At 70.9% G+C, this 24,123-nt stretch carries 16 protein-coding genes; 2 read left to right on the top strand and 14 right to left on the bottom strand.

The window, feature by feature from the left end:
* Positions 1 to 34: 34 nt before the first annotated feature.
* Positions 35 to 1,702 carry a SulP family inorganic anion transporter gene (locus ACGHC0_RS16095; RefSeq protein ID WP_415266133.1) on the bottom strand — a complete coding sequence of 556 codons (1,668 nt, stop codon included), beginning with the start codon at positions 1,700 to 1,702 and terminating at the stop codon, positions 35 to 37.
* A 19-nt stretch (positions 1,703 to 1,721) separates the two neighbouring features.
* Positions 1,722 to 2,387, bottom strand: a complete 666-nt coding sequence (locus tag ACGHC0_RS16090) for a carbonic anhydrase (protein ID WP_415266132.1) — start codon at positions 2,385 to 2,387, stop codon at positions 1,722 to 1,724.
* Between the two features lie 233 nt (positions 2,388 to 2,620).
* Here ACGHC0_RS16090 and ACGHC0_RS16085 point away from each other — a divergent pair, with 233 nt between their 5' ends.
* Positions 2,621 to 3,127: an acyl-CoA thioesterase gene (locus ACGHC0_RS16085; protein ID WP_368351929.1), complete on the top strand. Its 507-nt coding sequence runs from the start codon at positions 2,621 to 2,623 to the stop codon at positions 3,125 to 3,127.
* Positions 3,128 to 3,180: 53 nt separating this feature from the next.
* On the opposite strand, the gene ACGHC0_RS16080 is transcribed toward ACGHC0_RS16085, so the two are convergent.
* The 10 genes from ACGHC0_RS16080 to nirB all read right to left on the bottom strand — a co-directional run bounded on the left by ACGHC0_RS16080 (position 3,181) and on the right by nirB (position 18,394).
* Positions 3,181 to 4,617, bottom strand: coding sequence for a cellulase family glycosylhydrolase (locus ACGHC0_RS16080; RefSeq protein ID WP_415266131.1), 1,437 nt, complete (start codon positions 4,615 to 4,617; stop codon positions 3,181 to 3,183).
* Between the two features lie 280 nt (positions 4,618 to 4,897).
* Positions 4,898 to 7,438, bottom strand: coding sequence for a TonB-dependent siderophore receptor (locus ACGHC0_RS16075; RefSeq protein WP_415266130.1), 2,541 nt, complete (start codon positions 7,436 to 7,438; stop codon positions 4,898 to 4,900).
* A 95-nt stretch (positions 7,439 to 7,533) separates the two neighbouring features.
* On the bottom strand, positions 7,534 to 8,541 hold the full coding sequence (locus ACGHC0_RS16070) for a FecR domain-containing protein (protein ID WP_415266129.1): 1,008 nt from the start codon (positions 8,539 to 8,541) through the stop codon (positions 7,534 to 7,536).
* Positions 8,517 to 9,029 carry a sigma-70 family RNA polymerase sigma factor gene (locus ACGHC0_RS16065; RefSeq protein ID WP_368351925.1) on the bottom strand — a complete coding sequence of 171 codons (513 nt, stop codon included), beginning with the start codon at positions 9,027 to 9,029 and terminating at the stop codon, positions 8,517 to 8,519. Before ACGHC0_RS16065 ends, ACGHC0_RS16070 begins: the two co-directional genes overlap by 25 nt.
* A 120-nt stretch (positions 9,030 to 9,149) precedes the next feature.
* A complete protein-coding gene (locus ACGHC0_RS16060; RefSeq protein WP_415266128.1) occupies positions 9,150 to 9,863 on the bottom strand; it encodes a type IV pili methyl-accepting chemotaxis transducer N-terminal domain-containing protein in 714 nt (237 codons plus the stop codon).
* A 54-nt stretch (positions 9,864 to 9,917) separates the two neighbouring features.
* On the bottom strand, positions 9,918 to 10,778 hold the full coding sequence (gene cobA / locus ACGHC0_RS16055; protein WP_415266127.1) for a uroporphyrinogen-III C-methyltransferase: 861 nt from the start codon (positions 10,776 to 10,778) through the stop codon (positions 9,918 to 9,920).
* Positions 10,775 to 11,701 carry a DNA-binding protein YbiB gene (gene ybiB / locus ACGHC0_RS16050; protein WP_368351922.1) on the bottom strand — a complete coding sequence of 309 codons (927 nt, stop codon included), beginning with the start codon at positions 11,699 to 11,701 and terminating at the stop codon, positions 10,775 to 10,777. The genes cobA and ybiB overlap by 4 nt, the downstream gene beginning before the upstream one ends.
* Before the next feature lie 75 nt (positions 11,702 to 11,776).
* A complete protein-coding gene (locus ACGHC0_RS16045) occupies positions 11,777 to 14,734 on the bottom strand; it encodes a molybdopterin-dependent oxidoreductase (protein ID WP_415266126.1) in 2,958 nt (985 codons plus the stop codon).
* A gap of 748 nt (positions 14,735 to 15,482) precedes the next feature.
* Complete coding sequence (nirD, locus tag ACGHC0_RS16040) at positions 15,483 to 15,866, bottom strand: nitrite reductase small subunit NirD (RefSeq protein ID WP_368351920.1); 384 nt, start codon at positions 15,864 to 15,866, stop codon at positions 15,483 to 15,485.
* Between the two features lie 56 nt (positions 15,867 to 15,922).
* Positions 15,923 to 18,394 carry a nitrite reductase large subunit NirB gene (gene nirB, locus ACGHC0_RS16035; protein ID WP_415266125.1) on the bottom strand — a complete coding sequence of 824 codons (2,472 nt, stop codon included), beginning with the start codon at positions 18,392 to 18,394 and terminating at the stop codon, positions 15,923 to 15,925.
* 471 nt (positions 18,395 to 18,865) lie between these two features.
* Here nirB and ACGHC0_RS16030 point away from each other — a divergent pair, with 471 nt between their 5' ends.
* Complete coding sequence (locus ACGHC0_RS16030; protein WP_415266124.1) at positions 18,866 to 19,303, top strand: GNAT family N-acetyltransferase; 438 nt, start codon at positions 18,866 to 18,868, stop codon at positions 19,301 to 19,303.
* A 43-nt stretch (positions 19,304 to 19,346) separates the two neighbouring features.
* Here the strand turns inward: ACGHC0_RS16030 and ACGHC0_RS16025 are convergent, their stop codons facing one another.
* On the bottom strand, positions 19,347 to 20,909 hold the full coding sequence (locus ACGHC0_RS16025) for a TolC family protein (protein WP_415266123.1): 1,563 nt from the start codon (positions 20,907 to 20,909) through the stop codon (positions 19,347 to 19,349).
* A complete protein-coding gene (locus ACGHC0_RS16020) occupies positions 20,906 to 24,115 on the bottom strand; it encodes an efflux RND transporter permease subunit (RefSeq protein WP_415266122.1) in 3,210 nt (1,069 codons plus the stop codon). Before ACGHC0_RS16020 ends, ACGHC0_RS16025 begins: the two co-directional genes overlap by 4 nt.
* Between the last annotated feature and the right edge of the window lie 8 nt (positions 24,116 to 24,123).

Below are 24,123 nucleotides of genomic sequence, written 5' to 3'. Positions count from 1 at the left end.
ACCAGGGTGGGGATGCCGGCGTGCCCCGCGCGGTTCAGCCCGCGGCGGCGCGGGGGCGCAGCAGCGCCGCGAGGCCGGCGATGCCCACGGCGCCCCCGAACCCGGAGTCCGGCGTGGCGCCCGGCAGGGATCGGCATTCCACGTGGATGCCGCGCTCTTCGGCATGCGCGAGGAAGTCCTGCAGCGTCTCTCGGATGTCCCGGTCCAGGAAGCGGCAGTCGCAGCCGTCGATCACCAGTATCTGCCCCTCACGGACCCGCGAGAGGTAGCCGCGCAGGCTGGCGCGGCTGAAGAACGAGACGTCCTTGTTGAGCCGCAGCAGGTGCATGTCGCCGTCCGACACCATCGACAGCGCGCCGCGCGTGTTGGACTCGATGACGAACAGCATGCTGCTGGCCAGGCCGATGAGGATGCCCATGAGCAGGTCGGTGGCGAGAATGGCCCCCACGGTGACCGCGAACGGGATGAACACGCCCCAGCCTTCGCGCCACACGCCCGCCACCAGCGAGGGCTTGGCGAGCTTGTAGCCGGTGTGCAGCAGCACGGCGGCCAGCGCCGCGAGGGGGATCCATTCGAGGAACTCGGCCAGGAACAGCAGGCTCGCGAGCAGCAGCAGGCCGTGCAGGATGGCCGACAGCCGGGTGCGGGCGCCGGCCTGCACGTTGGCGGAACTGCGCACGATCACCGCGGTGACCGGCAGGCCGCCGAGCAGGCCCGCGACGATGTTGCCGATGCCCTGGGCGCGCAGTTCGCGGTTGGGCGGGGCCACGCGCTTCATGGGGTCGAGCCGGTCGGTGGCTTCCAGGCTCAGCAGCGTCTCCAGGCTGGCGACGAAGGCCAGGGTCAGTGCGACGGTATAGACCTGCGGGTTCGCGAGCGCCGACCAGTCGGGCGTGGAGAACTGGGCCCAGAGCCCCGCGAGGCTGTGGACATCCGGCAGGGCCACGCGCTGCGCCTCGGTGAGGGCGGCCGAGGGCCGCGTGGCGAGCGCGGCCGCGTGGCAGCCCACGCCCCAGACCACGGCGACCAGCGGTCCGGGCAGCCGCCCGAGCACCGGCAGCCGCTTGACGAAGGCGGTGTCCCAGGCGAAGAGGATCGCCAGGGCGCCGGCGGCGATCACCGTGGGGCCCACGCTGACGGCGCTGAAGAGATGGCGTGCGGCATCGAACGTGTCCGCCGCCGAGGGCACGGTGCGCATGGCGTGCTCGGTGGACTGGAAGCCGAAGGCCACGGGCAACTGCTTGATGATCAGCAGCAGGCCGATGGCCGCGAGCATGCCCTTGATGACGGCGGCGGGAAAGCAGGCACCGATCTTGCCGGCGTGCAGCCGGCCCAGCACCCATTGCAGCACGCCGGCCAGCACCACGGCGGTGAGGAAGGCCGGGTAGCTGCCCAGGCTGGCGATGGAGCCCACGACGATCACCACCAGCCCCGCGGCGGGGCCGCTGACGCTCAGGTGGGAGCCCGAGAGTGCGCCCACGACGAGGCCGCCCACGATGCCGGACACGAGCCCGGCCATGAGGGGGACCCCGCTGGCGAGCGCGATGCCCAGGCACAGCGGCAGCGCCACGAGGAAAACGACGATGCTCGCGGGCGCGTCCTGCCGCACATGGGCGAACAGGCCGCGCGGAGGGTGCGCCGCGGGGGAGGAGGAGGGGGCGGAGGCGGCAGCTTGGGCCGCCCGGAGGTGTGGAGTGGACATGGCGTGTCTCCTGTCGGCTTCAGGCCGCCTCGGCCCAATGGCGGCTTTCGGCGTCGAGGGCGATCACCTGGCGCAGGCGCCCGTCGCGCAGCGCATAGACCCAGCCCAGCAGGGCGAGCGGCTGGCCCCGGTCCCAGGCCTGGCGCACCGGCGCGGTGGCGGTCAGCACGTGCACCTGCTCGGCCACGTTGAGCGCGACGAAGCGGTCCACGCGCGAGCTCAGGTCCTGTTCGGCGTCCGGCAGGCTGTCGCCCGCTTCGATCTCCTGCACGCGGCGGCGGTAGAGCGAGCGCAGCGGGCGGATGTGGCGGCCGAGGTAGTCGCCTTCGCCGGGCTCGCCCACGCGTTCGCGCGACTGCAGGAGCGCGGCCCGCACGCCGCCGCAGCCTTCGTGGCCGCAGACGATGACGGCCGGCACGCGCAGCACGTCGATGGCGTACTGCAGGGCGCTCATGATGTTGGTGTCGTCCGGCCTGACGAGGTTGGCGACGCTGCGGTGGACGAACAGTTCGCCCGGCAGGGCATTGGTGATGCGCTCGGCGGGCACGCGGCTGTCGGCGCATCCGATCCAGAAGGCCCGGGGTTGCTGGCCGCTCACGAGGTTCTCGAAGAAGGCGGGATCGCGGGAAGTCATCTCGTCGGCCCAGGCGCGGTTCTGGAGCAGCAGGCGGGTGGTGAGGTCCATGGTTTCCTCCTTGGGGTGGGCGGTGATTCAGGAATGTTGCAGTGCAGCATTCAAGGTTACCGTCAAGCGGAATTCCTGTGCGCGGAATTTCGGATGCTTACATGGATGTTTCTTTGCATGCGCTGGATAACAGCCTGTTGCAGACCCGCCTCGCCCGCCTCCCTGGAAAGGCCGGGCTGCCGACCCTGTAGAAAGCAAGGGCTTTCCGGCTCCGTCCCCCTAGAATCGCCGCCATGACCATGCCCCACAGCCCCGCCCACCAGCTCAGCATGACGGTGCTCATGTCGCCCGACATGGCCAATTTCTCCGGCAACGTGCACGGGGGCGCGGTCCTCAAGCTGCTGGACCAGGTCGCCTACTCCTGCGCGGCCCGTTATTCGGGCAGCTATGTGGTGACGCTGAGCGTGGACCAGGTGACCTTCCTGCAGCCCATCCACGTGGGCGAACTGGTCACCTTCCTGGCGAGCGTGAACTACACCGGCTCCTCGTCGATGGAGGTGGGCATCAAGGTGGTGGCCGAAGAGATCCGCACCCAGGTCGTACGGCACGTGAACAGCTGCTTCTTCACGATGGTGGCGGTGGACGAGGCCCGCAAGCCCACGCCGGTGCCGCCGCTGTCGCCCTCCACGGCGGACGAGCGGCGGCGCTGGGAGGCCGCGCTGCTGCGCAAGAGCCTGCGCAAGGAACAGGCGGAGCGTTTCGCGCAGATCCAGCGCGAGGCGGCGCTGGTGCACGGCTGACGGCCTCCGGTTCGTCGCAGGGGCCATTGGCCTGCGGGCGGCGCAGGCTGCCTTCAGCGCGCCGCGCAGAAGCCGAATTCCGCCGTGCCCCCGGGCGCGAGCGTGCGGTTCCAGGACACGCCGGAGGCCTGCAGCGTGCTGCCCGACTGCGTCCAGACCGCGTTCCAGAGATTGTTGACCGTGCCCTGCACGCCGATGGATACCGTCCAGTCGCCCGCGGCGGCGCCGCTGTTGGTCACCTGCACGCGCTGGCAGTAGCCCGCGCCCCAGTCGTTGTCGGTGACCTGCTGCACGCCGAAACTCGCCCCCGGATTCGGATTCGGATTCGGATTCGGATTCGGATTCGGATTCGGATTCGGATTCGGATTCGCCCCGCCCGTGCCCCAGAGCCGGTTCAGGAGTTGCACCTTGTCCGTGCGCACCGTGTTCCAGTCGTCGTCCAGGATGCCGCCGGTGTCGCCGCTGTTGGGGTTCCAGGACCAGTAGAAGCCGCTGCGGATGCCCTTGCCGATGAGGTAGTCCACCAGCGCGTTCTGCCACTGCACGTCGCGCGGGTCGCCGCGGCCGTACTTGCCGCCGAATTCGCCCGGCAGCACGGCGTGGCCGGCCTGCACGAAGCGGCCGAAGTGCTGCTCCCAGATGTCGGGCATGTTGGCGGGGAAGTCCGCTGCGTTGAAATACGACTGCATGGCCACGTCCGGCCCGTAGGTGTGGGGCGCCAGCAGCAGGCGGTCGGCGGGGATGTCCAGCGGCGTGCAGGCCAGGGGCTCCAGGTTGCCTCCCCAGAAGTGGCCGCCGTTGGTGGAACAGGAGGGGTTCTCGCCGATGCCTTCCACCGTGACGATCCAGCGCGGCGCGGCCTGCACGACCGCGGCGGCGGCGCGCTCGGCAGCGCGGTTCCAGTCGGTGGCGGCATTGCCGGTGCCCCAGGTGGCGGCGCCATGGGGCTCGTTCTTGAGGTCGATGCCGATCACCCCGGGCACGCCCTTGTAGCGGTTGGCGGCGAAGACCAGGTCGGCGATCCACTGCTGCTCGCTGTAGGCAGGGGTGTACCAGAGCTCGCTGATGGCCTGGCAATCCGGCGTGTGGTGGTCCAGCAGCACGAACATGCCGCGGTCGCTGATTTCCTGCACGACCTTGTCGAGGATCTGTTGCGAGTTCAGTCCCTGCAGGTCGGGGTTGCCGCTGTAGTCGATGCTGCCGGGGCCGGTGCCGCGCAGGCTTTGCGGGCAGAAGGGCAGGCGCACCGCATTGAAGCCCTGCTGCTGCATCTGGCCGATCATGTCCTTCCAGTTGCGCGCCCAGAGGCCGTGCACCACGTGCTCTCCGGTCTCGAAGCCGAACCAGTTCACGCCGCGCAGCTGTACGGACTGGCCGGCGTCGTCCACCAGCTGGCCGTTGCTGATGGAATAGCTCCATGCCGCCCCGCTGCATGCGAGCAGGCTGGCGGCCAGCGCGACGGCCCTTCCCACGGTTCCAGGATGTGCCATGGTCTCTCTCCCTCCCGGTCTTGCCGGATCAATTCGAGTGTGATGGCCGCGCCCGCGAAGGCCGTGCCTTGCCGGCGCGGGGCCGGGCGACGCGCACGGCCGGGCTGGATCATAGGAGGAGGAAATGCGGCCGGAGTGTTTCGATTCCGTGCGGTTGTAAGGGGCTGTACGGTGTTTGGATGGCTGCCGCCACGCTCCCCGCCGGCGGTGGCCGGCGGGCGAGCGAGACAGCCTGCAGGGCCTGCGCCGGGCACGGTGCAGGACGCGGCCCGCGTGCGCGTCACCAGCCGTAGCGTGCCGTCAGGTAGACACTCCGGCGCTCGCCGTAGTAGCAACCCGCGGATGCCAGGCACGACGCCACGTAGCGCCTGTTGCCCAGGTTGGCGATGTTGAGTGCCAGCCGCACGCCCTTGAGCGACGGCTGCAGGCGCCCCAGATCCCAGCGGATGGCCGCATCCACCAGGGTGACGCCGGGCACGCGGTAGACGTTGGCCGCATCGCCGAAGGTGGCGCTGGTGTGGCGCACGCCGGCACCGAGCGACAGGCCGGCGAAGTCGTCGCCCTGCAGCGCATAGTCCAGCCACAGCGCGGCCTGGTGCTGCGGCACGAACGGGAAGCGCTTGCCCAGCGTGCTGGCGCCTGCGGCATTCGGATTGGCCCGGGTCACGCGGCTGTCCGTGTAGGCATACGACGCCACGGCTTCCAGGCCGCGGGCCACAGGGCCGCGCGCCTCCAGCTCCAGACCGCGCACGCGGACCTCGCCGGTCTGCTCGCTGAACGAGCGGCTCAGCGGGTCGGGGGTAAGCACGTTCTGCTGCGTCAGTTCGTAGAGGGCCGCGGTCAGCAGGGCCTTGGAGCCTTCGGGCTGGAACTTCACGCCGACCTCGGCCTGCCTGCCGGTGGTGGGATCGAACACCGCGCCCGTGCGGTCGGTGCCGACCGCCGGCTGGAACGAGGTGGAGTAGCTCACGTAGGGCACGACGCCGTTGTCCAGCGTGACCATGAGCGCGGCGCGTCCGGTGAACTTGCCGTCGTCCTGGTCGGTGGCCACGGTGCGGCCGGTGGACGTCGTGAGCGTGCGGGTGGCCGTCTCGGCGCGGTCGTAGCGGCCGGCCAGCACGGCGATCCAGCGGTCCCAGCGCGCCTGGTCCTGCACATAGGCGCCGACCTGCCGGCGCTTTTGCTCGATGTGCGTCCCGACCGAGGGAACCACGCCGGAATCGAGGCCATAGACGGGTTGGTAGGCGTTGAAGGGAGTGGTCAGCACCCGCAGGTTGCTCTCGTCGTACGTCGCCTTCTCATTCGAGAAGTCGAGGCCGGCCAGCACGGTGTGCGCCAGCGGCCCGGCGCGGAAGTCCATCTGGGCCTGCGTGTCGACCGTGAGCAGGTCGGCCTGCTCCGGGAACGTCCAGGCGTAGCGCGAAAGCGCCGCGGGATTGCAGGCGCTCAGGCAGAAGGCCTGGATGCGGCGGGTCTCCGCCGTCACCTTGCCGTAGCGCAGGTTCTGCCGCAGCACGACGCTGTCGTTGACACGGTGCTCCGCCTCGTAGCCGATGAAACGCTGGCGGTTCTGGTAGCGGTCGAAGCCCGGCTCGCCGACGAAGGTGCTGGTCGGCAGCGCGGCGTAGCGGCTGGTGTCCAGCGTGCCTGCGGCCGGCAGCGCCGGCGCACCGCCGCCGCCCGGCGAATCCAGCGACTGCCACTGGCCCAGCACGGTGATCTGCGTGGCATCGCTGGGGCGGAAGGTGAGCGAGGGCGCGATGAAGGTCTTCTTCTCCGAGACGTAGTCGTACGATGTATCGGCCTCGCGGCGCAATCCCACCAGTCGGTAGCTCAGCACCCCGTCGGCGTCCAGCGCGCCGCCGAAGTCGAACGCCGCCTGCCTGCGATCGTGGTTGCCCACCTGCACCTCGACCTCGCGCACCGGCGCCACCGTGGGCCGCTTGCTGACCATGTTGACCAGCCCGCCGGGCGTGGCCTGCCCGTAGAGCACCGACGACGGGCCCTTGACCACCTCGGTGCGCTCCAGCCCCCAGGGTTCGATGCGCGGCTGGGAATAGCCGCGCGCGCCGAACGGCAGGCGCAGGTTGTCGAGGTAGCGCGCCGGCGGCGTGAAGCCGCGCAGCGTGAGCCAGTCGTAGCGCAGGTCGGTGTTGCCGTACTGGGCCACGATGCCCGGCGTGTAGCGCAGGCTTTCGACCAGCGTGGTCGCGCCCTGTGCGTCCATCTGGCCGCGCGTGACGACCGAGACGGATTGCGGCGTCTCCAGCAGCGGCGTGTCGGTCTTGGTGCCCCCGGTGGCGCGGCGCGCGACGAAGCCGGTGCCCGGGCCCTTGCCTGACTCTTCGATCGCGTCGGCCGTCACGTCGACCTGCGGCAGGGTGCCGGCACGCTGGGCTGCGACGCGCACCTCCGGCATGGGGGCCGCAGCCGCAGCGGCGCTGCGCTGCAGCGTGTAGAGGCCGCCCGCGCCGCGCGCCGCCTGCAGGCCCGTGCCCGCCAGCGCGGCGGCCAGGCCTTCCTCCACGCTCAGGCGGCCGCGCACGCCGGGGCTGGCGACGCCGGCCGTCACCGATGCATCGGACGACAGCAGGATGCCGGCCTGTCCCGCGAACTGGCTCAGCACCGTGCCCAGCGGCCCGGCAGGAATGGCGTAGTCCCGCGCCGCGGGTGCCGCGGCCTGTGCATGGACCGGGGAGGTGGCGATGGCGGCCGCGAGGGGCACCGCCATCATGGCAGCGTGCAGCGTGCCCGCCGGGGTGCGGCGGCGCAGCGGCAGCGAGAGAAAAGGGGAGGTCGGCGAGGTTCTTTTCGCGGTCATGGCAGCGTACGGGTTCATTGGAAGGATCGGCATCGGATATGCCAATCCACCCGGCAGAAAGGGAACCAGTCCGGGAACCTGCCCGCAAAAAAATTTCAGCGCGGGCGCGTACCCGCCTCGACCACCGTCCACCACGGCATGGGACGGCGCACCTGGACTGGAAGCGTGGCCTGGAGGGCTTCGAGGATGCGGTCGGTGTCGGCCAGGGGGTAGGCACCCACGATCCTCAGGTCGGCCACCTCCGGCGCGCAACCCAGGTGCCCGCGGCGATAGCGCGCCAGCTCGGCGATGAAGTCGCCCAGCCGCATGCCGTCGGCCACCAGCATGCCGCGCTGCCAGTCCGCCGCGTAGCCGGCGGCGCTGGCCGATGGCCCGACGCGGTCGCGCAGCAGCAGCGCCTGCTCGCCGGCAGCAAGTACCGGGCCGTCGCCGCCATCCACGGGGCGCAACTGCACGGCGCCCTCGAACACGGCGACGCGCACGGCTCCATCGTCCTCGTAGCGCACGGCGAAGCGGGTCCCCAGCGCCGTGATGCGGCCTTGGGCCACGTCCACCACGAGCGGCCGCGGCGGCGAGGCCGGGTCGTGGCCCGAGGTGATGAGCAGTTCTCCCCGGTGCAGCACGATGCGCCGCAGGGTCGTGGAGTAGTCCAGGTCCGCGGCGCTCGCGGTGTTCAGCACGAGCTCGCTGCCGTCGGCCAGCGCCCAGGAGCGCTGCTCTCCGGTATCGGTGCGCAAGGCAGCGGTCCATGCGTGCCACGGCATCTGCCGCGATGCCATCCAGGCGGCCACGCCCGTCACCGGCACGGCTACCAGCGCGCGCAGCACGGTGCGCCGGCTGCGGGAGACGGCCGGGCGGTGCTCCAGCACCTGGCGCGCCATCGGATGCGCCGCGCCCGCGAATTCACGGGCGATCGCCTCGACCTGGCGCCAGGCGGCGCGTTGCCGCGGTCCGGTCTCCAGCCAGCGCTGCCAGTCGCACCGATCGGCTTCGCTCACGCGATCGCTTTGCAGCACGGCGAACCAGTCGGCCGCCTGCTGCAGATCCTCGAACGCGGGCTGGTCGGCGAGCCCCTCGCTCATCGCTGCGCCAGCAGCAGGCATTGCAGCATCGCCTGGGCCATGTACTTCTTGACCATGCGTTCCGACACGCCCAGGTGCCGGCCGATCTGCGCATAGGTCAGCCCGTCGAGCTGCGACAGCAGGAACGCGCTGCGTGCGCGGGGGTTGAGCCGGTCCAGCATGGCGTCGATCTGGCACAGGGTTTCCAGCACCAGCGCCCGCTCTTCCGGCGACGGCGCCAGCGGCCCGGGTTGCGCGGCCAGCACGTCGAGCCAGGCGCGCTCGATGTCGAGCCGGCGCCAGTGGTTGACCACCACCCCGTGCGCGAGAGTGCGCAGGAAGGCCTGGGGCTCCCGCAGCGCCACGACATCGCGCGACGCCATGAGCCGCAGGAAGGTGTCATGGGCCAAGTCGGCCGATTGCGATGCGTTGCCCAGCCGGCGCTGGAACCAGCCCAGCAGCCAGCCATGGTGCGAGCGGTAGATCGTTTCGACGGCCGCGGCGGCGGACGGATGCAGGGCGGCAGGCATGGGCGCGGCGGCGGGAGCGGCGATAGTTAAAAATGGGAATTGTTCTCATTTTAGACCTTTGTCTTCGCTGCCTGTCCGGCTCGGATACATGTCTTCGGGGGCCTGGCGCGTGCGCGCCTCTCAGGGCCGCTGCCCGCGCCCTGCGAGCGAGACGGCCTGCAGCGACAGCCGGTCGATTTCCGCCGTGATGCCCGAAAGCACGTTGGCCACGACGGCGAATTCACGCCCATGGGCAGCGGCGCGGGCGGCCATGACCTGGGCGTTGAAGCTCACCACCTTGGCCTCGCGCGCGACGGTCTGGATGGAGGCGACGATGCCCGACAGCTCACCCATCATGGCCTCGGACTGCCGCCGCTGGATCTGGTCGAAGACGGTGGTGGCGGCGTTGAGTGCTTCCAGCACGCCGTCGGTGGCGGCCACCAGCGGCGCCAGCGTGCCGGCTGCGCGGGCACTGCCCTGTTCGGCGAGGTCCAGCGTGGCGCGGGCCTGGCGCGCGAACGCATCGATGGTCGCGCCGACGCCGCGCGGCCCGTGGTAGATGGCCTCCACCTCGCGGGCGGAGTCGGCGTCCAGGTGGCGCGGCGTCTGCAGGAGCCGGGCCTGGGCGGATTCGAAGGTCTGCAGCGTCTGCCGTGCCGCCCGGGCCTGGGCGGCCTCGCCCTGCACGGCCAGGACGGTCTGCAGGACGATGCGCTGCGACAGCATGCGCTGGCGGGCGGCGAGGTTCACCAGGGAGATGTCCGCCTCCCCGCTGCCGGCCTGGCGCGGCCCGCCGGCCGTGCCCGGGGCGGAAGACTTCGGGGAGTGCGCTGCGGGGATCGGAAGGGCGGCCATGGAAACCTCTTCGGGTGGTGCGATGGAGAACTCTCGCGCCGGCCGCTGGCGCCTTCAGCCGGCGTGCCGCAGCGGCGGTGGCGCCACCGGCAGGGGCTGGCCGAGGCCGTCGCCCGCCGCGGCTGCCACGCCGGCGGCCACGTCGCCCACCACGATGACCGAGGGACTGCCGAGCTGTTCGCGCTCGATGGTGGCGTGCAGCTCGCCCAGCGTGGTGAGCGCGTGGCGCTGGCAGGGCAGGCTCACGTGCTGGATGATGACCACGGGCGTGCAGGCCGGCAGGCCGGTGAGCAGTTCTTCCTGGATGTGCGCGGCGCTGCTCACGCCCATGTAGATCACGAGCGTCAGGCGCGCGGCGCGGGCCGTGGCGGCGAGCTGGCGCCAGTCGATGCCGCTGTCGCCGGGCTTGGCATGGCCGGTGACGAAGACCACGCCGTGGGCGTGCTCGCGGTGCGTGAGCGGCGTGCCGAGCAGGGTCATGCCCGCGAGGCCGGCCGTGATGCCGTTGACCACCGTGACCTCGATGCCGGCAGCACGCAGGTGCTCGACCTCTTCGCCGCCGCGCCCGAAGATGAACGGATCGCCGCCCTTGAGCCGCACCACGTTCTCGCCTTCGTTCACGGCCATCACCATGAGTTTCTCGATGAAGGCCTGCGGCGTGCTCTTGCAGCCGCCGCGCTTGCCGACATGCACCACGCGCGCACCGGGCGCGGCGAGGGCGACGATCTCGTCGCTGACGAGGTCATCCACCAGCAGGACGGTGGCGGCCTGGATGGCCTTGAGGGCCTTGAGGGTGAGCAGTTCGGGGTCGCCCGGTCCCGCGCCGACGAGCGTGCAGGTGCCGCGCGGCGCGGTGCCATAGGGGCGGGCCGGTGCGGTGGGGCCGGTCTGCGAGGGAGGGACGGAACGGTTCATGGGGCTGTCTCCGTGGGATTCTGGCGGGCAAGACGCAAGATGTGTTCCACCTGCCGGGAGAGCGGGGCGGGCACGGGCAGCTCGCCCGCGAGCACCTGCTGCGTGTAGCGTGCGGTGGTCTCTACATCGATGTCCGCGGGCAGGCCGGGCACCTCGGTCGCGGTCCCGGGCTGCTGCTCGTCCCAGACATGGTGCGCGCCGCGCACGAAGGCGTCGTAACGGGGCGTGCGGCGCGGGTCGGCGGCGACCTCGCCCTCCAGCCCGCGCGACAGCAGCACGTCCATGCCGCGCGCGGCGAAAGTGGTGTGCAGCATGTCCAGGTATTCGGGGTGGGTGTAGGCGGTGACGAGCAGCGACGGGCCGCGTACCGGGTTCATGAGCTTGACCACGCTGTGCCCCGGGTTGCGCAGGCCGACGACCTCGCGCACCGCCAGCAGCCGCGCGAGCCCCGGGCAGAGCAGGCCGGTGCGGACGTGCGCGACGCTGCCGGGCGCGACGGCCTCGGGCGACTCCATGGGCGCCACGCCCAGGGCCTGCAGCACGTCGCTGGCGAGCACGCGGCGCCCCTCGGTGCGCATGCCGTGCAGCAGCACGGGCAGGCCCTCGCGGGCAAGCAGCAGTGCGAGCAGCGGCGTGAGCACGGGCAGCCGGCGCGCGCCGTTGTAGCTGGGCAGCACGACGGTGGGCACGTCGCCGGCGGGCACGGGCGCGAGGCGGGCGTGGGTGGCGTCGAGGAAGCCGCACATCTCGTCGGCGGTTTCGCCCTTGATGCGCATGGCGATGCAGAAGGCGCCCACTTCATAGTCGGTGACCTGCCCGTCGAGCACCTGCCCGAAGAGATCGGCGGCCTGTTCGCGGCCGATGGCGCGGGCGCCGCGCGCGCCGCGGCCGAGGTCCTTGAGATAGTGGCTGATGCTGCCCATGGGAGGGGAAATGGGTTGTTCGTGGAGCGGATGCCGCGGGGACGCGCATTCTCCCGTAATTCAGAGAACTTCCGGTTATATGGAGGACTCCGGGGCCGGCATGGCCGTGCTGGCGCGCACCATGCGGCGGAGTTCCGGCAGGCAGGAGCCGCACTGCGTGCCGCAGCCCAGCGCCGCCTGCAGCTGGCCCAGCCGCTCGGCATCGCCACCCTGGCACTGGCCGAGCTGCGCTGCGATCGCCGTGTCGCTCACGTTCATGCAGCTGCACACGGGGCGGCTGCGCGGCGGGGCGGGCGTGGCACCGTCCGGGGCCTGCAGGCCGGGCGACAGCAGCCGGCGGCCGTAGCCCTGCGCGGGCCGCTCTTCCTGCAGCAGTCCGCGCAGCCAGGCCTCCGCGCTGGTGTCTCCGGCCAGCAGCAGGGCGCCCAGCCGCAGTTCCCGGTCACCGGTGGTGCCGGTGCCGGGCTCCATGCCGGGCCCGCCGGACGCCGCGGGCGCGTCCTCGAGCCGCAGGGCCCGCCGCTGGCCGCGCCGGGCGTCGGCATAGCGGAGCATGTCGGCGCCGCCCAGGCCGAGCAGGTCCTCGATGCGTGCCAGCAGCGCATCGGGTGCGGGTGCGGTGCCGGCGGCCCGCAGAAGCACCCCATGGCGCTCGCGCGCAGGCTCGGACAGGGGCGCATTGTTGCCGAACGGCACGCAGACCGCGAAGGGAAAGCCGGCCAGCAGGCCGGCGAGCTGCGCGCGCACGGCCAGGGCTTCATCCGCCGGCAGCCAGGCCATGCCGTAGAGCCGCCAGGGCAGGGCGGCCCGCTCGATGTGCACGGCCGCATGCTTGAGCTCGGGTTGCTTCGAGGTGGGGCAGAAGGCGGGCGAGGTGACGGCGTTCACGCCCTGGGCAGGCGGCGGTGCTGCGTCCGTGCCGCCTGCGGTGCCGTCCTGCAAGCCGGCGTGGCCGCAGAGCATTTCGCCGCCCCAGTGCATGGCGATGAAGGCCTGCGAGAGCCCCACGTCGGTGCTGGCCTGCACGGGCACGATGACCGCGCCCCGCCGGCTTTCCACCCGCACCAGGTCGCCTTCGGCGAGCCGGCGGCGCTCCATGTCCTGCGGGTGCAACTGCACGCAGGGTTCGGGCGTATGGCCGAAGAGGCGGCCCAGGGTGCCGGTGCGGCTCATGCCGTGCCACTGGTCGCGCAGGCGGCCGGTGGTGAGACTGAACGGATAGCGGGCGCTGCGGGGCTCCGCCACGGGTTTCCAGGGGGCAGCGGCGAAGCGCGCGCGGCCGTCCGGCGTGGGGAAGATCCCGTCCTCGTAGAGGCGGGCGCGGCCCTGCGCGGCCCCTTCCGGAAATGGCCAGTGCTGCGGCCCCTGCATGTCGATCAGTGCCCACGACAGGCCGGTGATGTCCAGGTCGCGTCCGCGCGTGGTCTCGCGGTGCTCGTTCCAGATCGCCTCGGCCCCGGCCTCGGCGCACCCGGTGTCGTAGGGAAACAGGCTGGCGCCTTGCGGGCCCAGCCGGGCCTGCAGCCGGCGCGCGAACTCCACCGCGATCACCCAGTCGTGGCGGGACTGCCCGGGCGCCGGCACGGCCGGCCGCATCCGGGAGATGCGCCGCTCGCTGTTGGTGACCGTGCCGGTCTTCTCGCCCCAGGTGGTGGCGGGCAGCAGCAGGTCGGCATAGGCGCAGGTGGCCGTCGTGGAGAAGGCCTCCTGCACCACGACGAACTCCGCGCGCTCCAGGGCGCGGCGCACCGTGGCCTGGTCCGGCAGGCTCTGCGCGGGATTGGTGCAGGCGATCCACAGCGCGCGGATCTCCCCGTCGGCGGCGGCCTGGAACATCTCCACCGCCGTCCTGCCGGGCGTGGCGGGCACCTCGGGCACGCCCCAGAGCGCGGCCACCTCGGCGCGGTGCGCGGGGTTCGCCAAGTCGCGGTGGGCGGAGAGCAGGTTGGCCAGCCCTCCCACTTCCCGCCCGCCCATGGCGTTGGGCTGGCCGGTGAGCGAGAAGGGACCCGCGCCGGGCCGCCCGATCTGGCCGCAGGCGAGGTGCAGGTTGACGAGGGCGGCGTTCTTGTCCGTGCCGCTGCTGCTCTGGTTGAGGCCCTGGCAGTAGAGGCTCAGCGTGGGCGCGCGGGCGCCGGCGGCAGGCGCGTCGGCCCCGCCCAGCGCGAACCAGCGCGCGGCCGTGGTGAGTTGCGCCTCGGTGATGCCGCAGACCGCGGCCACCCGCGCGGGCGTGCAGTCGCGCACGGTGGCCTTGAGCGCCTCGAAGCCCGTGGTGTGCGCCGCGATGTAGCCGGCATCCACCCAGCCCTCCCAGAGCATGAGGTGCAGCATGCCGTGGCAGAGCATGACGTCGGTGCCGGGCAGGATGGGCAGGTGCAGGTCGGCCATCGCCGCCGTCTCGGTGCGGCGCGGGTCGGCCACGATGATCTTCAGGCCCGGGTTCGCGGACCGTGCGTCCTCGATGCGCCGGAAGAGGATGGGATGCGCCCAGGCCGTGTTGCTGCCCGTGATGAACAGGCACTGCGCCACCGCCAGGTCTTCATAGCAGGCCGGCGGCGCGTCCGCCCCCAGCGTGGCCTTGTAGCCCGCGACGGCGCTGCTCATGCACAGGCGGGAATTGGTGTCGATGTTGTTGGTGCCGATCAGCCCCTTGGCCAGCTTGTTGAAGACGTAGTAGTCCTCGGTGAGCAACTGGCCCGACACGTAGAACCCGACCGCATCCGGGCCGTGCGCCTGCACGATGTCCGCGAACTTTCCGGCGGCCATGTCCAGCGCGGCATCCCAGCCGATGGCATCGGGCACCTGGCCGCGCCGGGTGCGGTGCAGCGGCGTGAGCAGGCGGGTCTGCAGGGTGACGGGCTGCGTGGCGGTGAGGTGCAGCGTGGAGCCCTTGGTGCAGAGGCGGCCGAAATTGGCCGGATGGGTGGGGTCGCCGCGCACGCCGGTGATCCGGCCGCCGCTGGATTCGATGATGACGCCGCAGCCGGTGCCGCAGTAGGGGCAGGTGGAGTGGGTTTCTTTTGTGTGCATGGCGGGGGCTGCTGGTGGGTTTTTTCCCGGGGCCGGGATGTGCGCCCGGCGGCGCACCTACTTTCTTTTGCTTCGCCAAAAGAAAGTAGGCAAAGAAAAGGCGAGCCCTGGTGTCTGCGTCCCCCTTCGCCCCGCAGGGGCGAAGGGGGCAGCCTGTGGTGCTCGGTCGCGGGGCGGCGCCGTGGAACTCGCTTCGCGCTGGCGCGCTGCGCTCGGACAACCACGGCGAGTCAGATCACGAAGCAGGCGTGTCCTGCGGCACGCCTGCCCGCCCCGCGCCCTGCGCTCCTCGGCGCAGCCACGAGGGCGGGGTGCCGCACACGGGCCATTGCTTCGCTCGGCCTTTGGTGCGCGAGTGCTGCGCACCGCGCACCGTTTTTCTTGGGGGCCGAGCGCAGCGAAGGCCCGGGTCACCCCTTCTGGATGCGCCTGGGGCGCGCAGGGGGTGGGGTGGCGGGCGTGCCGAAGGACACGCCCGCTTCGTGAACTGACTTGCCGTGGTTGTCCGAGCGGAGCGCACGGAGTGCGCGCAGCGAGTTCCACGGCACACCCCACCCCCGAGCACCCCAGGTTGCCCCGTTCGCCCAAAGGGCGAACGGGGTCGCATCCAGCAGGGTCGCCCTTTCTTTGGTTACTTTCTTTCGGCGAAGCGAAAGAACGTGACTCGCCCGCCGGGGCGACATCCCGGCTCCGGGAGGAAAACTCAACACAACGGCTCATGGCGCCACCGGGGACAGGGTGCGAAGCCCTAAGCCGCCACACCCCGCCTCACCGGCCCCGCCACCGGCCTGGTCTCCCCCACCGCATGCCCCGCGAGCTCGGCCGCATCCAGGTACACCTCCCCATCCTCCACCTTCACCGCGAACCGCGGCGTGCAGCCTTCGTCCGGGGCGGCGGCCTGTCCGTCGCACAGGCCGATGCTCCAGTTGTGCAGGGGGCAGGCGACGCTGCGGCCGAAGACGATGCCCTGCGAGAGCGGGCCGCCCTTGTGCGGGCAGCGGTCGAGGAGGGCGAAGACTTCTCCGGCATCGTTGCGGAACACCGCGACATCGAGCCCGTGCGGCCGGGCGACGCGGCGCGCGCCGAGCACGGGGATGTCGTCCACGCGGCAGATGGGGGTCCATTGGGTCATCGGGGGCCTCTCGCGGGTCTGGTGGGAATGGAAGAAAGGATCGGGACGGCCGACGATCAACGGGCGGTCGCGACCGCGGCTGCGGCAGGAGCCAGCGGGACGAACTGCCGGGTGTCCACCGCGGCCTTGTCGAACTCGAACCAGGGGTCGGGCTCGCCGTCGAGCGCGAACTGCAGCTGGGCCCAGAGGGCGCGGCGGCCTTCATGGTCCTCGAGGATGCGCTTCTTCACGTAGTCCAGGCCCACGCGGTTCACGTAGTGCACGGTGCGCTCCAGGTACCAGCCCTCCTGGCGGTAGAGCTCGCAGAAGGCGCCCGTGTACTCGAGCACTTCCTCGGCGGTCTTGAGCTTGGTGAAGAAGTGGGCGACCTCGGTCTTGATGCCGCCATTGCCGGCGATGTACATCTCCCAGCCGGAATCCACGCCGATGATGCCCACGTCCTTGATGCCGGCCTCGGCGCAGTTGCGGGGGCAGCCGCTCACGGCGAACTTGACCTTGTGCGGGGCGTACATGCGCCACATCGCGCGCTCCAGGTCCTTGCCCATCTGGGTGCTGTCCTGCGTGCCCATGCGGCACCATTCGCTGCCCACGCAGGTCTTCACCGTGCGCAGCGCCTTGGCATAGGCGTGGCCGCTGGGCATGCCGATGTCCTTCCAGACATTGACCAGGTCTTCTTTCTTCACGCCGAGCAGGTCGATGCGCTGGCCGCCCGTGACCTTCACGGTGGGGATGTTGTATTTGTCCACGGCATCGGCGATGCGGCGCAGTTCGCCGGCGGTGGTCTCGCCGCCCCACATGCGCGGCACCACGCTGTACGTTCCGTCCTTCTGGATGTTGGCGTGCGAACGCTCGTTGATGGCGCGGCTCTGCGGGTCGTCCTTCGCCTCCTTGGGCCAGGTGCTGATCAGGTAGTAATTCACCGCGGGCCGGCAGGTGGGGCAGCCGTCGGGGGTCTTCCACTCCAGGAATCTGAAAACGTCCTGGATGGTGAGCAGGCGGTGGGTACGGATCGCGTCGCGCACGGCCTGGTGGCCGTGGTCGGTGCAGCCGCAGACGGCCTTCGTCTTCGGCGTGGCGGAGTAGTCGCCGCCCGCTGTGAACATGATGATCTGCTCCACGAGGCCGGTGCAGGAGCCGCAGCTCGCGCTGGCCTTGGTGTGCTTGCGCACGTCTTCCAGCGTGAACAGGCCCTTGTCCTTGATCGCCTTGCAGATCGCGCCCTTGGTCACGCCGTTGCAGCCGCAGACCTCGTCGGCGTCCTGCATGGCGGCCGCCTTGCTCTGGCCCTGGTGGCCGGTGTCGCCGAGGTGGGATTCGCCGAACATCAGCTTGTCGCGGATGTCGCCGATGGAGCGGCCCTCGCGCAGCAGCTTGAAGTACCAGCTGCCGTCCACGGTGTCGCCGTAGAGGCAGGCGCCCACGAGTTGGTCGTCGCGGATCACCAGCTTCTTGTACACGCCGCCGAAGGGATCGCTCATCACGATTTCCTCGGTGCCGTCACCGCCCTGGAAGTTGCCGGCGGAGAACAGGTCGATGCCCGTCACCTTGAGCTTGGTGGAGGTGAGCGAGCCCTGGTAGCGCGCGATGCCGTACTCGGCCAGGTGGTTGGCCAGCACCTTGCCCTGCTCGAAGAGCGGCGCCACGAGGCCGTAGGCGATGCCGCGGTGCGCGGCGCATTCGCCCACCGCGTAGATGCGGGCATCGGTCACCGTCTGCAGCGTGTCGCTCACCACGATGCCGCGGTTCACGTGCAGGCGCATGCTCTCGGCGAGCTGCGTGCTCGGGCGGATGCCCACGGCCATGACGACGAGCTGGGCGGGCACCTCCGTGCCGTCCTTGAAGCGCACGGCGGCCACGCGGCCCGAGGCATCGCCCACCAGTTCCCGGGTCTGTGCCTTCATGAGGAAGCCCATGCCGCGCTCCACGAGGGATTTCTGCAGCATCCGGCCGGCCACGTCGTCGAGCTGGCGCTCCATGAGCCATTCGCTCGCATGCACCACGGTGACGCGCATGCCGCGCTTCATGAGGCCATTGGCGGCCTCGAGGCCGAGCAGTCCGCCGCCGATCACGACCGCGTCGCGGTAGGTGGCGGCCGCGTCGATCATGGCCTGCGTGTCGGCGATGTCGCGATAGGCCAGCACGCCCTGCAAGTCCTTGCCGGGGATGGGCAGGATGAACGGATTGGAGCCGGTGGCGAGGATCAGCCGGTCGTAGGGTGCCTCGATGGTACGGCCCTGGGCGTCCGTGCCGTGCACGATGCGCCGGGTGCGGTCCACCTCGCGCACGGTGCAGCCCGCGTGCAGCGTGATGCCGTTGTCCTCATACCAGGACCAGTCGTTGAGGACGATCTCTTCCAGCGTCTGCTCGCCCGCGAGCACGGGCGACAGCAGGATGCGGTTGTAGTTGGGGTGCGGTTCGGCGCCGAAGACGGTGATCTCGTACAGATCGGGCGCGATCTTCAGCAGTTCCTCGAGCGTGCGCACGCCGGCCATGCCGTTGCCCACCATCACCAATCTGGATTTCTTCATCGTGACCCCCACGGGCGGTTCGGAAAACAAAAAAGGCGTCCGCACCCTGCATGCGCCGCAACAGCGGGCCGCTCGCACGGGTGGGGACGCCTTCGTCCTGGGTCCGCGCCGCCTGCGCCATTGCAGGAGGGACGGACCACGTGGCCAGCCTTGGCCACGCGAAGCCTCTTGCAATGGGCGTGCCAGGATGCGGGCACCATCGCCGTGCGGGGAGGGTGGGGAGGGCGTCCAGAGAATCTACTGCCCGGGCTGCTGCAAATTGCATGGTTTTCGTTATGAAGCCGATAACGACCGATTGCGGAATTGCCGCAGGCGTGAACCGCTTCGGTGCACCGCCCCGCCCTGGTGCATGCGGGCAGGCCGCATGAGGCCATTCGCATGCCTGCGCGGCGCTTCGGTGCGAGACGTGCGGGCGCCGTGTGGGGCCGCAATGCTGCCGGGCATCGATATTTCCCGGAGAGGAGCCTTCCAATGAGCCTGCAGAACGCCACCGCCCGGATGGGCATGCTGCCTGCCCACCCGCCGCGCTTCGATACCGGGCGCTTCGTCGTCGTGCCCCTGCAGGCAGGAAAGGCGCGCGAATTGCTGGAGGTACTGCTCTGCGACCCCCTGCTGGCCGAGCAGTTGCCCTGGCTGGCCGACAAGTCCGCCGACGGGGCGCGGTCCGAGGCGCTGCTCGCCGGCATGCAGTGCGCTGCCGGCACGGCCATCATCTGGGGCATCGTGGAGCGGGCGCGCGCGGCCTGCATCGGCGCGGTGATCGCCCGCCACAGCCTCGAGGGCATCGACGTGGAGGTGCTCTGCGCTTCGCAGTTCTTCGGGCAGGGGGTGGCCGACGAGGCCGGCGAACCCGCCATGGCCTGGCTGGACGATGCGGTGGAGGTGACGCTCCTGCCCCTCGACGCCTGATCTCCCGCGCAGCCGTTTCCTGAGCTGCGCCGCTCACGGCGGCTCAGCCGTCGCTGTCGCCCCAGCCGCCGAGCACCTTGTAGAGCGTGACCCGGTTGGACTGGTCGGCCAGTTGCACGCCGATCAGCCCCTGCTGCGCGGTGTAGAGCGAGCGCTGCGCATCCAGCACGGCCAGATAGCTGTCGGCGCCCAGCCGCCACCGGGCGAGGGTCAGGTCGAGCGCACGCTGGCTGGAGTCCACGAGGGATTGCTGCGCCTGCAGGCGCTCCTGCAGCGTAGAGCGCTCGGCCAGCGCATCCGCCGCCTCGCGGAAGGCCGTCTGCACGGTCTTCTCGTACTGCGCCAGGGCGGTTTCCTGCGCGACCTCGGCCACCCGCAGGTTGGCCTGGTTGCGTCCGCCGTCGAAGATCGGCAGGCGGATCTGCGGCGCGAAGCTCCAGGTGCCGTTGCCCGCGCCGAAAAGCCCCGACAGTTCGTTGCTCGCCGTGCCCACGCTGGTGGTGAGCGTGATCGAGGGGAAGAACGCGGCGCGCGCCGCGCCGATATTGGCGAACGAGCCCCGCAGCGAGCGCTCGGCCGCCTGAACGTCAGGGCGCCGCAGCAGCGTGGAGGACGGCAGCGAGCCCGCGGGCATCGCCAGGGCCTGCGCCACGGACACCGTGGGCCGCTGCCAGCGTGCCGGATCGGGGCTGCCGGCGCGGTCGCCGCCCTGCGCGGCGGCCCCGGTCTCGGCGGGGGGGAGCGCCAGCGCCTCCACGGCCGCCGGTGGCAGCAGGGCATCGTCCACGGGGCGTCCCACCAGCAGGTGGAGCGCGTTGCGGTCCTTGGCGAGCTGGGTGGCGGCGCTTGCGAGATCGGCACGCGCCGTATCGACCGTGGTCTGCGTCTGCGTGAGCGTGAGGCCCGAGGTGGCGCCCTGTTCGTAGCTGCGCCGCGCCAGGGCGAGCGACTGCGACCGGGTGCGCAGCGTTTCGCGCGCGAGCAGCAGGCGGCGCGCGTCGGCGTCGAGGGTGAGCCAGGCGCCGGCCACGTCGGCGACCAGGCTCAGGCGCACGCTGCGCGCGTTGCCGCCGACGCGCAGGAACTCCTGCAGCGCGGCATCGTTGAGGTTGCGGATCCGGCCGAAGAAGTCGATCTCGTAGCTCGTGAATCCGATCTGGGCGCTGTACTGGGCGGTGGTGTTGGCGCGCCCGGCGGCGGTCAGGTCGTCGGCCGTGCGCGCCCGCGTTCCCGCACCCGTGGCGGCCACGGTGGGAAAGAGGTCCGCGCGGCTCACGCCGTACTGGGCCCGGGCGCGCTCGATGGCCAGCACCGCCATGCGCAGGTCGCGGTTGGCTTCGAGCGATTGCGCGATCACGCCGCGCAGGCGCGGCTCCGTGATGAACGACTCCCAGGGGCCCAGGCCGACGTCCACCGCGCCTGTCGCCGTCAGGCTGTCGGTGCCGCGGGCGGACGGGGTGCCGACCGCTTCCGGCACGGGCAGCGCGGGCTTCCTGAACGGCGGCGCGAGGTTGGTGCAGCCCGCGGCGAGCAGCGCGGCGGCCAGGGCCGCCCCGACGGCGAAGCGCGGGCGGGGCAGGAGGGAGGCGAGGGGCGCGCGCGTCATGCGGAGGCTCCGGGGGCAGGGCTGGGGGGCGGAGGGCCGTCGGTGCCCGCGGGCGGGTGCGCGGCGGTGGTCTCGGCCCGCGCATCGCGCCGCGCGAAGAAGCCGCGGATCAGCACGAAGAACACGGGAACGAAGAACACGCCGAGCACCGTGGCCGCCACCATGCCGCCCAGCACCGCGGTGCCGATGGCCTGGCGGCCCCCCGCGCCCGCGCCGGTGCCGATGGCCAGCGGCAGCACGCCGAAGCCGAAGGCCAGCGAGGTCATGAGGATGGGCCGCAGCCGCAGCCGCACCGCCTCCAGCGTGGCGTCGATCACGCTGCGTCCGGCCGCCTGCAGCTGCGTGGCGAATTCCACGATCAGGATCGCGTTCTTGGAGGCCAGCCCCACGGTGGTCAGCAACCCCACCTGGAAGTACACGTCGTTCGACATCCCGCGGATGCCTATGCCCAGCAGCGCCCCGACGATGCCCAGGGGCACCACCAGGATCACCGAGAACGGCACTGACCAGCTCTCGTACAGCGCAGCCAGGCACAGGAACACGAACAGGATGGAGATCGCGTAGAGCAGCGGCGCCTGCGAGCCGGAGAGCCTCTCCTGGTAGGAGGCGCCCGTCCATTCGTAGCCGATGCCCGGGGGCATCTGCTTCATGATCTCGTCGATCGCGCCCATGGCCGCGCCGGAGCTGACGCCCGGGGCCGCATCGCCCACGAACTCGTAGCTGGGACTGCCGTTGTAGCGCTGCAGCTGGGGAGAGCCGTAGGTCCAGTAGGTGCTGGAGAAGGCCGAGAACGGCACCATCTGGCCCTGGTTGTTGCGCACCGTCCAGGGGCCGATGTCCTGCGGCAGCATCCGGAAGGGCGCATCGCCCTGCATGTACACCCGCTTGACCCGGCCCTTGTTCAGGAAGTCGTTCACGTAGGTGCCGCCGATGGCGCTGGAGAGCGTACTGTTGATGTCGGCCGTGGCCAGGCCCAGCGCGCCGGCCTTGGCGTCGTCGATGGTCACGCCCAGCTGGGAGGTGTCGTCGGGGTTGTTGGCACGCAGGTTGGAGACCTCGTGGCGGTCGCGCGCGAGCTGCAGCACCTTGTCGCGCGCCGCCACCAGCGCCTCGTGCCCCAGGCCGTTCAGGTCCTTGAGCTGGAAGTTGAAGCCCGCATTGGCGCCCAGGCCGCGCACGGCGGGCGGCAGCACCACGAAGATGCGCGCATCGCGGATCCGGCGCAGGTCGCGCGTGGCCTTGCGGGCGATCGCGTCGGCGCTCTGCTCGGGCCGCGGGCGCTCGCTCCAGTCCTTCAGCCGCACGAAGCCGCGCGCGGAGCTCTGGTCGCCGTTGGCGCCGGTGATGGAGTTGAAGCTCACCACGTCGGGCTGCGCCGCGAAGTACTTCTGCACCTCGGCCATCACGGCCTGCAGGCGCGTGTTGGACGAGCCCGCCGGCAGCGTGATCTGCACCTGCACCGCGCCCTGGTCTTCGTTGGGCAGGAACGAGGTGGGCAGGCGCATGAACAGCACCGCCATGCCGCCCACGATGAGCGCGTAGATCAGCATCATGCGGCCGCCCCGGCGCACGATGCGGCCCACGCCGCGCTGGTAGCCGTCGGCCGTGCGGTCGAAGCGGTGGTTGAAGCCCGTGAAAAAGCGGTCCACCCAGCCCAGCGGCCCGCGCCGCGGCGCACCGCCGTGCGGGCTGTGCGTGCCCTTCGGTATCGGCTTGAGCAGCGTGGCGCACAGGGCCGGCGTGAGCGTCAGGGCCACCAGCACCGACAGCACCATGGCCGAAACGATGGTGATGGAGAACTGCCGGTAGATCACGCCCGTGGAGCCGCCGAAGAAGGCCATGGGAATGAACACCGCCGAGAGCGTGAGCGCGATGCCCACCAGGGCCGGTGTGATCTCGGCCATGGACTTGCGCGTGGCTTCCTTCGGCGGCAGGCCCTCTTCGCTCATCACGCGCTCGACGTTCTCCACCACCACGATGGCGTCGTCCACCAGCAGGCCGATGGCCAGCACCATGCCGAACATGGTGAGGGTGTTGATGGAGTAGCCCGCGGCCGACAGCACGCCGAACGTGCCCAGCAGCACCACCGGCACGGCGATGGCCGGGATCAGCGTGGCGCGGAAGTTCTGCAGGAAGAGGTACATCACCAGCACCACGAGCGCCATGGCCTCCACCAGCGCCTTGATGACCTCTTCGATGGAGGCTTCCACGAAAGGGGTGGTGTCGTAGCTCGTGAAGGGCTTGAGCTGGTAGGGGAAGAAGGGCCGCAGCTCGGCGACCTTGGCGTTCACCGCCTCGGCCACGGCCATGGCGTTGGCGCCGTCGGCCAGCACCACGCCCATGCCTGCGCCGGGCTGGCCGTTCAGGCGCGAGGTGATGGTGAGGTTGTCCGCGCCCAGTTCGATGCGCGCCACGTCCTTCAGTCGCACGATCGATCCGTCGGTCGCGACCTTCAGGACGATGTTCTCGAACTCTTCGCGGCTCTGCAGCTTGCTGCGCGCGGTGATGGTGGCGTTGAGTTGCTGCTGGCCCACGGCGGGCAGGGCGCCCAGCTGCCCGGCCGAGACCTGCGCGTTCTGCGCGTTCAGCGCGCTGCCCACGTCGGACGGCATGAGCGCGTATTTCTCGAGCTTGGCCGGATCCATCCACACGCGCATGGCGTAGCCCGTGCCCAGCGTGGCCACGTCGCCCACGCCGTCGATGCGGCTGATGACGTCCACCAGGTTGCTGGAGATGTAGTCGCCGATGTCCACCTGCGTGACCGACGGGTCCGGCGAGGTGAAGGTGACGATCATCAGGTAGTCGTTGCCGCCCTTGGTGACGGTGACGCCGCGGCTCTGCACGGCCGGGGGCAGGCGCGACATGGCCTGCTGCAGCTTGTTCTGCACCTGCACCTGGGCCACGTCGATGTTGGTGCCGGCATTGAAGGTGAGCGTGGTGCGCGAATTGCCCGAGGCATCGCTGGTCGAGCCCATGTAGATCAGGTTGTCCAGCCCCTTGAGCTGCTGCTCGATCACCTGCGTGACCGATTCCTCCACCGTCTTGGCGGAGGCGCCGGTGTAGGTGGCGCTGATGGACACCCGCGGCGGCGCGATGTCCGGGTACTGCTCCAGCGGCAGGTTGCGGATCGACATCGCGCCCGCGAGCATGATGACGATGGCGATCACCCACGCGAAGATGGGCCGGTTGATGAAGAACTGGGCCATGGGCGCGC

Source organism: Acidovorax sacchari, from assembly GCF_042847045.1.
Taxonomy (GTDB): domain Bacteria; phylum Pseudomonadota; class Gammaproteobacteria; order Burkholderiales; family Burkholderiaceae_C; genus Paracidovorax; species Paracidovorax sacchari.
This window is presented reverse-complemented; position numbering and strand designations above follow the sequence as displayed.